Here is a 15,222-nt window from a genome sequence, read left to right on the forward strand (position 1 = left end):
GTCAAGGCTTTGTGGTCAGGTGAGTTAAGGCCGTCACCAGCGCTTCGATTTCTTCGTCGCGGGTGTCGGTGTGGGCCGAGGCGCGAACCACGTTATGCAGGCCACGTGCCGCCATGTCCAGCGGCGTGAACGACAAGCCATTCACGGCCACGTCCACGCCGTGCGTCATGAGGTGGGCGCGCACCACGCTGGCGGGCATACCTTTTACGGTGAAGGCCACCAGGGCAGAGCGTTCGGTGCCCAGGTCTTGCAACTGCACGCCCTCTATCGCAGACAAGGCGTGACGCATGCACTCGGCGCGTTCACGCACTTTGGCTTGAATGGTCTCCACGCCCATCGCCAGGGTTTGACGAATGGCCACCCCCAGCCCCAAGCGTGCGGCCATGCAAGCCTCAGAGGTTTCAAACCGCTTGGCGTCTGCGCGCAAGTGGTAAGCCCCATCACGGTAAGGCGCCGAGTATTGGTCGACGGTGTTGGGCACGAGCTGCGCCATGAAGTCGCGCCGCACATACAGCAGGCCGGTGCCACGTGGACCTCGCAACCACTTGCGCCCGGGTGCTGTCAGCACATCGCAGCCCAGCGCACGCACATCCACGGGCAGCTGTCCCAGCGCTTGTGCAGCGTCCAGCACATAAGGCACGCCAGCGGCACGTGCCAGGGCACCGACTTGTTGTGCGGGTTGAATCAAGCCACCGTTGGCGGGCAGCCAGGTCAGCGAGATCAAGCGCACACGTGCATCCATCATCTGGGCCAACTGCGTCAAGCACAGCGTGCCGTCGGCGGTGCACGGAATCACCTCCACGCGGGCCCCTGTGCGTTGCGCGATGTGGGTGAGGGCGGCGTAGTTGCCGCCCCATTCGCTGCGTGCCACCAAGATGCGGTCGCCCGCTTCAAAGTGCATGCTGCCCACCACCTCTCGCCAGCCACTGGCGTGGCCGGTGGTCAGCGCCACCTCGTCGGCCTCGCATCCCATCAACTGGGCCGCATCGGTGTACACAGCGTCCAGTTCGGGGGCCATGGCCGCCGCTGCGGCGTAGCCACCGAGCACCGACTCGCGCGCCAGGTGGTCCACCATGGCTTGGCGCACAGCTGGGGGCATCAACGAAGCACCTGCGTGGTTGAGATAGGCCTTGGGGGTTTGTAAAGAAGATGGCATGAACGGGCTCAGGTGTTGCGCGTGCGCGCGAGCGGCGGGTTGCGTGAGAAATAGCGCTCGATGCTGCGCATCAGCGCGTCGGCCAACTCGTTTTGGTAGCTGTCGCTGACCAGCCGGGTTTCTTCGTCGGGGTTGCTGATGAAGGCCGTTTCCACCAACACACTGGGAATGTCGGGGGCTTTGAGCACGGCAAAGCCAGCTTGTTCGACTTTGGGTTTGTGCAGTTTGCCAATGCGTCGGATTTGGCCCAGCATCTCGCCGCCGAGTTTCAGGCTGTCGTTGATTTGGGCGGTGGTGCTCATGTCCAACAAGGCGCGTTGCACAGTGGCGTCTTGCACCTTGAGGTTCAAGCCCCCCACCAAGTCGGCACGGTTTTCTTGGGTCGCCATCCAACGCGCGGCGGCGCTGGAGGCCGCACCCTGGCTGAGCGCAAACACGCTGGCACCCCGTGCCTCCGGGGTGAAAAAAGCATCGGCGTGCAGGCTGACAAACAAGTCGGCTTGCACCCGCCGCGCTTTGTCGACGCGCACATGCAAGGGCACAAAAAAATCTGCATCGCGGGTCAGGAAGGCACGCATGGGCAAGGTGCCGTGACGGGTTTTGATCTGCGCTGCATTGATGCGATCGCGCATGCGGTGTGCGATCTGCAACACCACGTCTTTTTCTTTGGTGCCACGCGGGCCAATGGCACCCGGGTCTTCACCGCCGTGGCCAGGGTCGAGTGCCACGATGATGAAGCGCTCGTCTGTGCTGGGCGCTTGGGCCGCAGAGGCGGCAAAGGTGATGGGCGCAGCCTGCACCACGGCTGGCGCAGGGGGCAGGGCAGTGGGCTGGCGTTTTTGGGTGGACAGCAAGTCACCCAGTGGGTCGGCAGAGCTGCCCAGCTTCGAAGCAGAGGGGGGCGCAGGCAAGGCCGTCATCGATGGCGCTGTGCTGGCCGCACTTGCGCCCAGGCGCTCAGCAATCAGCGCTTCCAGTGGGTCGGCCACTTGGGTGGGGTAGAGGTCAAGCACCAGGCGGTGTTGGTAGCGTGCATTGCCCGCTTGCACCGGGGTGAGGTTGAACACCTGCGGTTGCACCATCTGGCGCAGGTCCAGCACCAAGCGCACGGTGCTGGGGGTGTACTGGCCCACCCGCACGCCGGTGATGTAGGGGTCGTCCGAGCGCACCTTGCCCACCAACTCGCGCAGGGCGGGGTTGAGTTCAATGCCTTCAATGTCCACCGCCAAGCGCGGTGGGTTGGCCACAAACAAGGGCACGGTTTTCAGCGCCGTGTCGCTCTCAATCGTGACGCGGGTGTAGTCGGCAGCGGGCCACACCCGCACGGCCACAATGGTGGCCCCTCTCGCAATGTCGGCTTGCCCCAACAGCAACCACAGCGCGCCGGTTTGCAGCAAGGTGCGGCGCTTCATGGGCTGGTGGTGAACGTGTGGGTGTGTCATGCCAGCAGCGATTCGCCCAAGGGGGTGTTGGCGTGCAGGGTGACCTGACGTTGCGTGTCGGTGTCGACTTGGATGTGCAGGTCCAGGTCGGGCGTGGGCATCACGCCTTGGGCGTGCTCGGGCCATTCACACAGCTTCAGGCCGGGGCTGGCAAAGATGTCGCGAAAGCCCGCGTCTTCCCACTCGCGTGGGTCGCTGAAGCGGTAAAAGTCAAAGTGCCAGATGTGCAGGGGCTGTGCCAACGCCGTCACCTCATAAGGTTCAACCACCGCATAGGTGGGGCTCTTGATGCGACCCGTCACCCCCAAGGCGCGTAGCAGGTGGCGCGCGAAGGTGGTTTTGCCTGCGCCCAAATCGCCGTGCAAAGCCAGGCAGGCGTTGGGCCCGTGTGTGCCAGGTGACAGGCACAGCGCGTGCGCCAGTTGCTGGGCAAAGGCAGCGGTGGCCGCTTCGTCGGGCCAGGAGAGGGTTTTTACAATGGACAAATTGTTCTAGGGAATTACGGTTGTCGAACCACCACACATTGTTGCTGTCACAGATGCAGATTTGGGCTCGGGCCCTGGGATTTTCCCAAATTGCAGTGGCCCCTGTGGATTTGTCGTCGGCTGAGCCCGGCTTGCGCGATTGGTTGGCCCACAACTTCCACGGCGACATGGACTATATGGCCCGCCACGGCATGAAACGCGCCCGTCCCGCCGAGCTGGTGCCTGGCACCCTCAGCGTGCTCACCGCCCGCATGAACTACCTGCCGCGCGACACACCGCCCGATTGGCAAGACCTGGAGTGGCAACGCTTGCGCACCCCGCAACAAGGCGTGGTGTCGGTCTATGCGCGAGGGCGCGACTACCACAAGGTGCTGCGCCAGAGGCTCGACACACTGGCCCAGCAAATTGATGCGCACTTGCGCGCCCACACCGCTGGTGAAGCGCCCTTGCAGTACCGCGCCTTCACCGACTCAGCCCCCGTGCTTGAAGCCGAGTTGGCGACCCGCAGCGGCCAAGGCTGGCGCGGCAAACACACGCTGGTGCTCAACCGCGAGGCGGGCTCGATGTTCTTCTTGGGCGAGATCTACCTCAACCTTGCGCTGCCCACCAGCGAGCCCGTGAGCGCGCATTGCGGCCAGTGCACGGCCTGCATCGATGTCTGCCCCACGCAGGCCATCGTGGCCCCCGGCGTGGTGGATGCACGGCGTTGTATTTCGTACCTCACCATCGAGCATGCGGGGCCCATCCCCGAGGCCTTGCGCCCTTTGATGGGCAACCATGTGTATGGGTGTGACGATTGCCAATTGGCTTGTCCTTGGAACAAGTTTGCACAAACTGCCGACTTGCCCGACTTTGATGTGCGCGAGGGCTGGGTGGACACGGACTTGGCCCAGTGGTTGGGGTGGTCTGAGACTGAATTTTTACGCCGCACCGAAGGCAGTGCCATTCGCCGCATTGGCCACGTGCGCTGGCTGCGCAATGTGGCGTTGGCGGCGGGCAATGCCTTGCGTGTGTCGGACTCGCAGCCCTTACGCCAGGCCTTGGGTGTTCACCTCACGCACCCCAGTGACGTGGTGCGTGAGCAGGTGCAGTGGGCGTTGCAACAAGCACCGGTTTCAGGCTGCGATTGAGCCATGCAGCTCCATACGATGCACTGAACACGTGCAACGCCCTTCTGCTGCCAAGAAGTATCGCCACGCCGAAACACGCGGGTCTGTCCACTAGGCGTGGCGTGCCTCTCCAGCACCAACACTTGCTTGCCAGTGACAGCTGCCAACTTTTGTTGGGGTAATTTAAATACGCTGAGATATTTAATAATATTTACCGAAATGCTAATGGATAAATTTTTACAATATTCAATATATTTAATTTAATTTAATTTTTTTATTAATATTTTAATGTTATTTATTTGACTTTTCGAATTTAGAAAATTAGTTATGATTGGATTGCAACTATTTCTTCGAAAAATGAAATCAACGTTTTCAAAAATTTTATTAGGTTCGTTGGCGTTTTCTTTAGCTTCCGGCCCATTTGCTCACACGACATCTATTGGGTATACCGTACAAGGTACTGATACTGTCAATATTTGGTACGGGTCTTACCATACGGGCACAACGTTTAACGAAGGTTCGCTGACGCTCGTTGGAATCAACGGCAACTCTTATGCTTCCAATACGGTACCCTTTTCATTTGTCAGCCAGTCGTTGCCTAATGGCTTGGTTTCAGGAGTCAATTATTTTGGGACAACGGGCGGTAGCGGTGCTCTAAATGCCACGTTGATAGGATTCGATCAGTCCTACTATGCGTTGACGCAGAACCTACCGCAAACAGTATTTCAGGGGGCGCAATTCTCGAGTCTTGGGGTTGGAACATATCAGTTTACATACCAGCCTCTTGGTGCTCCATCTGCAAACTGGGCGCCAATTAATAATTCAATTCTTACTTCTCAGTTTACGTTGGGTGCAGGAGGGTCAATATCTGTTCCTGGAGTAACTGCGCCAACCTCATCAGTTCCTGATATTGATACCCAAGCTGCTCAATATACAGTGCAACAAATCAATAATTCACAAGTTAATCCAAGATTTACTGGTGGCACGCTACAAATAGCATCGGGCGGCACTATCACGACTAATTTTACTATTACCAATTCTAATGGAACAATAGATCAAAATGGTAATTCAACTACCATAGCTGGACGAATCTCAGATGATAGTAGCAGCGACCATGGAAAAATGATCATCACCAACAGCGGGACAGCAGGCAGCGGGAAAATTGTTTTGTCTGCTACTAATACCAACTCTGGGGGCTATGAAGTCAACGCTGGCGCAATATTAGAAATTGCCTCTGCTTCAGCACTTGGAACCGGCACGCTAGCTCTTGTGGGAAGTTCTACCGTCCCTGCAACACTTTCAGTTACGGCAGATACGACGATTTCAAACGCCATCACTGTCTCAGGTGATCCCGTATTTAATATCGCGTCTGGAACTACCACAACGATATCTAGTTCAATCACTGACGGAGCTCAGTCAGGTGATGTCGTCGTTCAAGGCGGCGGTACATTGTTATTAACGGCAGCAAATACATACACAGGCCCTACGACTGTGGATCAAGGCTCAACACTGGCCCTAAGCAGTTCTGGCAGCATTGCCGCATCAAGCAGTGTGACCAATAATGGCACATTTGACGTGACAGGAAAAACAGGCAACATCGGTTTAAAGAATTACTCGCAGTCTTCAACAGGTACATTGGTGATGAGTTTTTCACCAACTAATAATCAACGTATAAATATTGATGGATCGGCCAGCTTGGGCGGTGGATTATCCTTAGCCGCCAGCTCTGGATCTTATGCGCTAGGCCGATACACATTGATAACAGCTAACAGCGGAGTATCTGGCACTTTCTCTTCATTTAATTCAAGCTCATTGGCTGGATATACGAGTTATTTGTACTCATTGAGCTACGACGCCAATAACGTATATTTAGATTTGAAATTGGATAGCCCCGACACACAAAGCGCACTCTTGCAATCAGCCGCTGCTCTGCGTAGTGTCTATAACATGCAGGCAGCCACGATCAATAACAGTCTCAATTATGACTGCACAGTATTTGCTGAAAATAAATTGTGTGTAAGTGCGGGTGGTCGCTATGCAACAACTAACAATATCACGGGTGAGCAAACGAGTACATTGCTAGTTGCGGCATATAAGGTTAAGGATAACTTGCGTTTAGGTACATTTATTGACCAAAATGCGCCCACAATTAATGCCACTGGCATCACGCTTGAGAAGAGTCCCGTCTATGGCGTGTTTGGGGTTTGGAATGAAAATTCTGATGCGATGGGATATCAAGTTCGTTTGTCTACAAGTTACGCAAACCAGAATATCAGGCAGACTCGTAATGTTGTCGCTACATCAGAAGCTGGAACAGGCACTGCTTCATTGACTTCGCAAGCAATCTCAGGTGTCGTCAGCTATGCCATGCCATTATCTGACAGCAGCTGGATTGCAAGCCCTTATTTTGGGGTTCGTAAAACCAAAATCAATCGCTCTGGCTATACAGAAACCAATGCTGTCACAACACCATTGACTTATAGCGATCTGACACAAAACATCACAACCGCTTTGGTTGGTGTGCGCACGAGCAAGAAATATGGCGACGATTTGCATGTATCAGCCAGTGTTGGAGTTGAGCAAAACATTGATTCGAGCATCAGCAACTTGAATGCGACGGGCATAACGGGTTTGACGGCGACTGACTTCAGTGCCAACTATGCCAAAACACGTCCAGTGGCTTCAGTTGGCGCCAGCTACGCTATTGCAAAAGATCAACGCATCAGCTTGACTGCTATGTATCGCAAAGAGGCGTTCCAATCCGCTGGTAGCACCACGGCTTTGTTCATGTACCAAGTAGGTTTGTAATCACTGGATCACACGATGTGCATAGACGCATGATCAAAGTCTGTTCGTTGCAACAGACGCCAACGCCCAGAGCCATCTCAGGGTAGTGCCGCTTTCACGGCGGCACCCAGTTCAATCACCGCCAGCGCGTAGTAGCTGCTCCAGTTGTAGCGCGTCACCACGTAAAAGTTGTCGGTGCCTGCCACGTAGCTGGGGGCGTCGTCGCCGTTGAAGAGTTCAACCAAGGCCAGTGGGCCAGGGTGTTGTTGGGCCACGTCGTCCAGCACCGCGCCTTTGTCTTGAAAGTTGCGCACGCTGAACGAGGGCAAGATGTCGGGGGCCAACAGCGTGGGCTTGTCTAAGCGCGCTTCATCAAAGCGCACCGGGTAGTGGGTGGGCATGTCGGTTTGCCAGCCAAAGGCCTTGAAGTAGTTGGCCACCGAGCCAATGGCATCTACCGGGCTGTTCAACAAATCAATACGGCCATCGCCATCAAAGTCCACTGCAAATTGCCCCCAGCTCGACGGCATGAACTGCGGCCAACCCATTGCACCGGCAAAGCTGCCTTTGATGGGCGCAGCCCCGGCAGGCTGTTGGCGCATTTGCACCAGAAAGTGCCCCAACTCCGATTGAAAGAACGCTTGTCGCTCGGCAGCGCGTGGGTGCTCTGGCGGAAAGTTCAAGGCCAGGGTGGTCAAGGCATCGAGCACCCGGTAGTTGCCCATGTGCTGACCATAAAAAGTTTCCACGCCCAAGATGCCCACCACCATTTCGGCAGGCACGCCGTAGGTGGCCTCGGCCTTTTCCAATGCGCTGCGGTGGGTTTGCCAAAAGGCCACGCCTGCGTTGACGCGACGTGGTTCGATGAAGCGCTCGCGGTAAGCACGCCAGTTCTTGGGTGTGCTGACGGGGGGCGGCAACACCAGTTTGGGCACGCCGCGTAGAAACTGTGCCGTGCCGAGTTGCTGGCGCACCCAGGCGCGCGGCAACTGGTGACGCTGTGCCAGGGTGTCGGCCAATTGCAGGACATCAGGGGTGGCGCCAAAGGGTGTTCCGCTGGTGGCACGCGAGTTCTGTGACACATGCTTGCGGGCGTGGTGCTTGACCGCTGCGTGGGTGGACCCCAACAGCAAGGTCATTGCCAAGTACGCCATCAGTGGAAGCCAGGCGCAGCGCATGGGTTTGCGCCACATCAATGGCAAGGAGGAAGAGGGTGGCACGCGGTGCATGTGTAGGTCGAAAGCAAGGCTCGCATGTTAAGCTGGATCGAGACCTTCAAAAGACGACAGAGACGAGAGACGATGCGTAAAACTGGTTACTACACCCATTCCGTTTGTTGGCAGCATGAGATGGGCGCGGGGCACCCCGAATGTCCCGACCGGCTGAGTGCCATTCAAGACCGATTGCTCATCAGTGGCGTGGACTTTGGGCTCACCCAGATGGAGGCGCCAGAAGCACCTTTGGCCGATATCGAGTTGGCGCACGACCGCATGTACATCGCCGCTTTGCGTGGCATGTCGGATCGACTGGTGGAGGATATGGAAGCGGGTGGCCCAGCTTACGCGCACATGGATGCCGACACGGCCATCAATGCCCACACTTGGAAGGCCGCTTTGCATGCCGCTGGGGCCGCGATTGCAGCCACCGATGCGGTGCTTGCAGGCGAGTTGGAAAACGCTTTTTGTGCGGTGCGTCCTCCAGGCCACCATGCCACGTCCAAGCAGGCCATGGGTTTTTGCTTTTTCAACAACGTGGCAGTGGCTGCCAAGTACGCGCTGGAGCGTCATGGTTTGAAGCGCGTGGCGGTGGTGGACTTTGACGTGCACCATGGCAATGGCACCGAAGACATCTTGTCTGGCGATGATCGTGTGTTGATGGTGAGTTTTTTTCAGCACCCGTTTTATCCCCACACCGGCACAGACAACCCGGCTTCGAATATGCTCAATTTGCCTGTTCCAGCGTACACCAAAGGCATGGAGATCCGTGAGTTGATCGAGATTTATTGGGTGCCGCGGCTCGAAGCGTTCAAGCCCGAGATGATTTTTATCAGTGCAGGGTTTGATGCCCACCGTGAAGATGACATGGGCCAAATGGGCTTGGTGGAACAAGACTACGCTTGGATCACCGACCGGATTCGCCAAATCGCGTTGCGCCATGCCAAAGGCCGCATCGTGTCTTGCCTCGAAGGAGGCTATAGCTTGAGTGCCTTGGGCCGCAGTGTGGAAGCGCACTTGCGTGTCTTGGCTGACATTTGATGTGACCTCCCCGACATGAACGACTTGCAAGAACTGCTGCTGGATTTGCAAAGCCCTGCCATTGCGCTGGAGCTGGGCGGCTTGTTGCTGTGCCTGGGGCTGGCGTGGTGGATCAGCCACATGTTGGGGCGTGGCTTTTCTGGGCCCTCCATTTGGTTTGGTCGCCGCACGGTGGATGGCGTGTTGTTCCCGGCCTTGAGCTTGGTGTTGACCTATGCCTTGAAGTTGGGGTTGTTGAAAATCCAGCATGTGCCGGTGCTCAAGGTGGCGTTGCCTGTGTTGGTGTCTTTGGTGGTCATTCGCCTGATTGCCCGTGTCTTGGCTTCGGTTTTTCCTGACTCCAACGGCGCACGCGCCATTGAACGTGTGGTGTCGTGGATGGCCTGGGGCTTGGCTGTGTTGTGGATCACGGGTTGGATGGCCCCGGTGCTTGACGAACTGGATGGCGTTCAGATTGCCTGGGGCAAAACCCACATCACCTTGCTGCATGTGCTGCAAGTCGTGATGACTTCCAGCTTGGTGTTGGTGGTGACCTTGTGGATTTCTGCCGCTTTGGAAGATCGGGTGTTGCGTCGGGCCGTGACGGATTTGTCGATGCGCCGTGTGCTGGCCAATGCCATGCGCGCTTTGTTGTTGGTGTTGGGGGCTTTGTTTACCTTGTCAACGCTGGGGGTCGACCTCACCGCTTTGTCTGTGCTGGGCGGTGCGTTGGGGGTTGGCTTGGGCTTTGGTTTGCAAAAGCTGGCGGCCAATTACGTGAGTGGCTTTGTTATTTTGCTGGAGCGTTCGCTGCGCATTGGCGACTATGTGCGGGTCGATGGGTTTGAGGGCAGTGTGTCGGACATCAAAACCCGCTACACCTTGCTGCGGGCCAACAACGGCATTGAGTCGGTGGTGCCCAACGAGTTGTTGATCACCCAGCGGGTGGAGAACTTGTCGTTGGAAAACAGCCGCATGCTGCTGACCTGTCACTTTTGGGTGGGGCTCGATGCCGATCCGGTGCTGGTGCAAGGCCTGTTGGTGCAAGCTGCGTTGGGCGCGCCACGCGTGTTGGCTGATCCCGGACCTTCGGCTTTGTTGACGGAAGTCACGCCTCAGGGCCTGCATTTCAGCCTGAACTTTTGGATGGATGACCCCTCCAGCGGCCAAGCCCCGGTGCGCTCTGGCGTCAACCTGGCGGTGCTCAGTGCCTTGCGTGGTGCCAAGATTGCTTTGGGTCAGGCCCCTCAAGAAATGGTGATAAAGCGTTGATAGTTTTTTCGACGAAAATCGTAAAAAAGCACGAGCGTTCTAAAATGCTCGCTGGTGAACCTTACAATGTGACGTTTACGTAAACGTCAATCTCTTTTTTTCAATTCAACCGTGGAGTTTTTCCCATGAAAGCATTGGTCGCTGTCAAACGCGTGGTGGACTACAACGTCAAAGTCCGGGTCAAGTCGGACAACTCGGGCGTGGACATTGCGAACGTGAAGATGAGCATGAACCCGTTTGACGAGATTGCCATCGAAGAAGCGGTGCGTCTCAAAGAGGCGGGCGTGGTGAGCGAAGTCATTGCGGTGTCGTGCGGCGTGACGCAATGCCAAGAAACCCTGCGCACGGCCATGGCCATTGGTGCCGACCGCGGCATCTTGGTCGAAACCAGCGAAGAGCTGCAGCCCCTGGCCGTGGCCAAACTGCTCAAAGCCCTGGTGGACAAAGAACAACCTGGCCTCATCATCTTGGGCAAACAAGCCATTGACGACGACTGCAACCAAACCGGCCAAATGCTCGCGGCCCTGGCCCATCTGCCCCAAGCCACCTTCGCTTCCAAAGTGGTGGTGGCCGATGGCAAAGCCCAAGTCACCCGCGAAGTCGACGGCGGGTTGGAAACCCTCTCCATCAGCCTGCCAGCGGTGATCACCACCGACTTGCGCTTGAACGAGCCGCGCTATGTGACCTTGCCCAACATCATGAAGGCCAAGAAAAAGCAACTCGATGTCTTCAAACCCGAAGACCTGGGCGTCAACGTAGCCCCGCGCATCAAGACCCTGAAAGTCAGCGAGCCGCCCAAGCGCAGCGCGGGCATCAAAGTGGCCGACGTGGCCGCTCTGGTGGACAAGCTCAAAAACGACGCCAAAGTTATCTAAGCACACGCAGAACCGATCAAGGACCACACACCATGACATCTCTCGTCATTGCAGAACACGACAACGCCAGCATCAAGGCGTCTACCCTCAACACCGTCACCGCAGCTCTGGCCATGGGTGGTGACGTGCACGTGCTGGTCGCGGGCCACCACGCCGCAGCCGCCGCCGCAGCCGCAGCCCAAATTGCTGGCGTGGCCAAAGTGCTGCACGCCGATGGCGCCACCCTGGCCGACGGCTTGGCAGAAAACGTGGCGGCCCAAGTGTTGGCCGTGGCAGCCAGCTACAGCCACATCCTGTTTCCAGCCACGGCAGGCGGCAAAAACGTGGCACCCCGCGTGGCCGCGCTGTTGGATGTGGGGCAAATCAGCGACATCACCCGCGTGGACAGCCCCGACACCTTTGAGCGGCCCATTTATGCGGGCAACGCCATGGCCACGGTGCAGTCGACAGACGCCACCAAGGTGATCACCGTGCGCACCACAGGCTTTGATGCGGCAGCCGCCACCGGTGGCTCCGCCAGCACCGACAGCGTGGCGGCAGTGGCTGACTCGGGCCAAAGCAGCTTTGTGGGGCGTGAAGTCACCAAGAGCGACCGCCCTGAGTTGACCGCGGCCAAGATCATTGTGTCGGGTGGCCGCGCTTTGGGCAGCGCTGAAAAGTTCAACGAAGTGATGACGCCGCTGGCTGACAAGCTGGGCGCGGCCTTGGGAGCCAGCCGTGCGGCGGTGGACGCGGGCTACGCGCCCAACGACTGGCAGGTGGGCCAAACGGGCAAGATCGTGGCACCGCAGTTGTATGTGGCGTGTGGCATCAGTGGGGCCATTCAACACTTGGCGGGGATGAAAGACAGCAAGGTGATCGTGGCGATCAACAAAGACCCCGAGGCACCGATCTTCAGCGTGGCGGACTTTGGCCTGGAGGCCGACTTGTTCACCGCTGTGCCTGAGCTGGTCGCAGCGCTGTAAGAAACGTTTCAAAAGGCACCCTGAGGGGTGCCTTTTTTTCTGTTGCATTGATTTTTGGAGACACACCGTGAGCTACATCGCACCCGTCAAAGACATGCTGTTCAACATGCAACATCTGGCTGGCCTAGATCAGATTGCGCAAATTCCGGCCTTCGAAGACATGGGCATTGAAACCGCCCAAGCCGTGCTCGAAGAGTGCGCCAAGTTGAATGAGTCTGTGTTGGTGCCTTTGAATTGGGAGGGCGACAAAAACCCCTCATTCTTCAAAGACGGGAAGGTCACCACCACACCGGGTTTCAAAGAGGCCTATGCGCAGTTCACCGAAGGTGGCTGGCAGAGCTTGCAACACCCGGCTGCGTATGGTGGTCAGGGCTTGCCCAAAACGATTGGCGCTGCATGTGGCGAAATGCTCAACTCGGCCAACATGAGTTTTGCCTTGTGCCCGATGTTGACCGATGGCGCGATTGAAGCGTTGTTGACCGCAGGTTCTGATGCCTTGAAGGCCACTTACCTCGACAAACTGGTGTCAGGTCAGTGGACCGGCACCATGAACTTGACCGAACCGCAAGCAGGTTCCGATTTGGCCGCAGTGCGTACCCGCGCCGAGCCACAGCCAGATGGCACGTACAAGGTGTTTGGCACCAAAATTTTCATCACCTACGGTGAGCACGACATGGCCGAAAACATCATCCATTTGGTGTTGGCGCGTGTGCAAGGGGCGCCTGAGGGCGTGAAGGGCATCAGCTTGTTTGTGGTGCCCAAATTCATGGTGAATGCCGATGGCTCACTGGGCGCACGCAACGATGTGCAGTGCGTGAGCATTGAGCACAAGATGGGCATCAAGGCCAGCCCGACGGCGGTGCTGCAGTATGGCGACGGCACGGTGGGCGGTGTTGCAGACAGCGCCGGACCCGGCGCTGTGGGCTTTCTGGTGGGCGAAGAAAACCGTGGCCTCGAGTACATGTTCATCATGATGAATGCGGCTCGCTATGCGGTGGGCGTGCAAGGCATTTCCATTGCTGAACGTGCTTACCAAAAAGCGGTGCAGTTCTCCCGCGACCGCGTGCAAAGCCGTCCGGTGGATGGCAGCATGAAAACCAGCGCGCCGATCATTCACCACCCCGATGTGCGCCGCATGCTCATGACCATGCGTGCTTACACCGAAGGTTGTCGTGCCATGGCCTCGGTGGCTGCTGCCGCGTATGACGCATCGCACCACCACCCCGATGCCGCGACACGCAAAGACAATTTGGCTTTCTACGAATTCTTGGTGCCGCTGGTCAAAGGCTTCAGCACCGAGATGAGTTTGGAAGTCACCAGCCTGGGCGTGCAAGTGCACGGGGGCATGGGCTTCATCGAAGAAACCGGTGCGGCGCAGTATTACCGCGACGCCAAAATTTTGACCATCTACGAAGGCACCACCGCCATCCAGGCCAACGACTTGGTGGGGCGTAAAACCGGACGTGATGGCGGCCAAACCGCCAAGGGCATCGCCGCGCAAATTGCGCGTACCGAGGCTGAGTTGATCCAGCAAGGCAGCGCCCATGCCACAGCCGTGGCCGCGCGCTTGAAAGCGGCCCGTGAGGCGTTTTTGAACGTGGTGGACTTTGTGGTGGCAGGAGGAAAAAGCAACCCGAATGCCGTCTTCGCAGGCAGCGTGCCCTATCTCATGCTCACTGGCAATTTGGTCGCGGGTTGGCAGTTGGCACGTGCTTTGTTGGTGGCTCAAGAGGCGCTGACGAAAGGCGAGGACGTGGCTTTCATGCAAGCCAAAATCACCACGGCACGTTTTTATGCCGACCACATCTTGTCCAAAGTGCCCGGTGTGCGCGACAGCATTGTGGATGGTGCGGACAGCGTGACCGACATGGCGCTTGAGGCTTTTTGAGATCAACACGGAGACACCATGTCCAAATTACCCCCCGTTTTTGCGCAACTCAAGTTTCCGGTCATTGCCTCGCCGTTGTTCATCATCAGCAACCCCAAGCTGCTGATTGCACAGTGCAAGGCGGGGGTGGTGGGCTCGATGCCCGCACTCAACGCCCGACCTGCCGCGCAATTGGAGGAATGGTTGATGGAGATCACCGAGGCTTTGGCAGCGTACAACCGCGATCACCCAGATCAGCCCGCGGCGCCGTTTGCGGTCAACCAAATCGTGCACAAAAGCAATGATCGCTTAGAGCACGACATGGCGCTTTGCGTGAAATACAAGGTGCCCATCATCATCACCTCGCTGGGTGCACGTGAAGATGTGAATGCCGCCGCCCACAGCTATGGTGGTGTGGTGATGCACGACATCATCAATAACAAATTTGCCAAAAAGGCAATTGAAAAAGGTGCGGACGGTTTGATCGCTGTGGCCGCCGGCGCGGGTGGGCATGCAGGTGTGAAGAGCCCGTTTGCCCTGATTCAAGAAATCCGCGAATGGTTTGACGGCCCCGTGGCGTTGAGTGGCTCGATTGCCACGGGAGGCGCAGTGTTGGCGGCCCAAGCCATGGGGGCTGACTTTGCCTACATTGGCTCAGCGTTCATTGCCACCGAAGAAGCGCGTGCTGCGGACGATTACAAACAAGCCGTGGTCGATGCCAGCTCGGACGACATCGTCTACAGCAACTTGTTCACCGGGGTGCATGGCAACTACTTGGCACCGTCCATTCGCAAAGCGGGGTTGGACCCAGAGAACTTGCCTGAGAGCGATCCGAGCGCCATGAACTTTGGCGGTGATGCCAAGAAGGCCTGGAAAGACATCTGGGGTTGCGGCCAAGGCATTGGTGCTGTCAAGGCAGTGGTGCCAGCAGCCGACTTGGTGGCGCGCTTGAAGCGTGAGTACCAAGAGGCGAAGTCGCGCATCACAGCCTGACGTTGGTTGGCAAACGCCCAAACAAAAAGCCGGACAT

12 protein-coding genes are annotated in these 15,222 nt (G+C 57.5%); 8 read left to right on the top strand and 4 right to left on the bottom strand.

Annotation, left to right across the window (positions count from 1 at the left end):
• Window position 1: 1 nt before the first annotated feature.
• From B9Z39_RS00785 to tsaE, 3 genes are read right to left on the bottom strand one after another with little or no spacing between them, the layout of a single operon-like run.
• Window positions 2-1,156, bottom strand: a complete 1,155-nt coding sequence (locus tag B9Z39_RS00785) for an aminotransferase class V-fold PLP-dependent enzyme (protein ID WP_108300395.1) — start codon at window positions 1,154-1,156, stop codon at window positions 2-4.
• An 8-nt stretch (window positions 1,157-1,164) separates the two neighbouring features.
• On the bottom strand, window positions 1,165-2,598 hold the full coding sequence (locus B9Z39_RS00790) for an N-acetylmuramoyl-L-alanine amidase (RefSeq protein WP_233248884.1): 1,434 nt from the start codon (window positions 2,596-2,598) through the stop codon (window positions 1,165-1,167).
• Window positions 2,595-3,083 (bottom strand): tRNA (adenosine(37)-N6)-threonylcarbamoyltransferase complex ATPase subunit type 1 TsaE, encoded by a 489-nt coding sequence (gene tsaE / locus B9Z39_RS00795; protein WP_100148099.1) that lies wholly within the window; start codon window positions 3,081-3,083, stop codon window positions 2,595-2,597. Before tsaE ends, B9Z39_RS00790 begins: the two co-directional genes overlap by 4 nt.
• A gap of 53 nt (window positions 3,084-3,136) precedes the next feature.
• Here tsaE and queG point away from each other — a divergent pair, with 53 nt between their 5' ends.
• On the top strand, window positions 3,137-4,213 hold the full coding sequence (gene queG, locus B9Z39_RS00800; RefSeq protein WP_100148140.1) for a tRNA epoxyqueuosine(34) reductase QueG: 1,077 nt from the start codon (window positions 3,137-3,139) through the stop codon (window positions 4,211-4,213).
• Between the two features lie 306 nt (window positions 4,214-4,519).
• The gene (locus B9Z39_RS00805; RefSeq protein WP_108300396.1) at window positions 4,520-7,000 is read left to right on the top strand and encodes an autotransporter-associated beta strand repeat-containing protein; all 2,481 of its coding nucleotides are present in this window, start codon (window positions 4,520-4,522) and stop codon (window positions 6,998-7,000) included.
• Between the two features lie 77 nt (window positions 7,001-7,077).
• Here B9Z39_RS00805 and mltB read toward each other — a convergent pair whose 3' ends face one another.
• Complete coding sequence (mltB, locus tag B9Z39_RS00810; protein ID WP_108300612.1) at window positions 7,078-8,133, bottom strand: lytic murein transglycosylase B; 1,056 nt, start codon at window positions 8,131-8,133, stop codon at window positions 7,078-7,080.
• Between the two features lie 147 nt (window positions 8,134-8,280).
• Between mltB and B9Z39_RS00815 the strand changes: the two genes are divergently transcribed.
• The 6 genes from B9Z39_RS00815 to B9Z39_RS00840 all read left to right on the top strand — a co-directional run bounded on the left by B9Z39_RS00815 (window position 8,281) and on the right by B9Z39_RS00840 (window position 15,185).
• Complete coding sequence (locus B9Z39_RS00815) at window positions 8,281-9,234, top strand: histone deacetylase family protein (RefSeq protein WP_108300397.1); 954 nt, start codon at window positions 8,281-8,283, stop codon at window positions 9,232-9,234.
• Window positions 9,235-9,249: 15 nt separating this feature from the next.
• Window positions 9,250-10,485 (top strand): mechanosensitive ion channel family protein, encoded by a 1,236-nt coding sequence (locus B9Z39_RS00820; protein ID WP_100148096.1) that lies wholly within the window; start codon window positions 9,250-9,252, stop codon window positions 10,483-10,485.
• A gap of 125 nt (window positions 10,486-10,610) precedes the next feature.
• Entirely contained in the window at window positions 10,611-11,360 is a 750-nt protein-coding gene (locus B9Z39_RS00825; RefSeq protein WP_100148233.1) for an electron transfer flavoprotein subunit beta/FixA family protein, read from the top strand.
• Between the two features lie 32 nt (window positions 11,361-11,392).
• Window positions 11,393-12,325 carry an electron transfer flavoprotein subunit alpha/FixB family protein gene (locus B9Z39_RS00830; protein WP_108300398.1) on the top strand — a complete coding sequence of 311 codons (933 nt, stop codon included), beginning with the start codon at window positions 11,393-11,395 and terminating at the stop codon, window positions 12,323-12,325.
• A gap of 67 nt (window positions 12,326-12,392) precedes the next feature.
• Window positions 12,393-14,213: an acyl-CoA dehydrogenase gene (locus tag B9Z39_RS00835; RefSeq protein WP_108300399.1), complete on the top strand. Its 1,821-nt coding sequence runs from the start codon at window positions 12,393-12,395 to the stop codon at window positions 14,211-14,213.
• Window positions 14,214-14,231: 18 nt separating this feature from the next.
• Entirely contained in the window at window positions 14,232-15,185 is a 954-nt protein-coding gene (locus B9Z39_RS00840) for a nitronate monooxygenase family protein (protein ID WP_108300400.1), read from the top strand.
• Window positions 15,186-15,222: the final 37 nt, after the last annotated feature.

The organism is Limnohabitans sp. JirII-29, assembly GCF_003063395.1.
In the GTDB taxonomy this organism is placed as follows: Bacteria; Pseudomonadota; Gammaproteobacteria; order Burkholderiales; family Burkholderiaceae_C; genus Limnohabitans.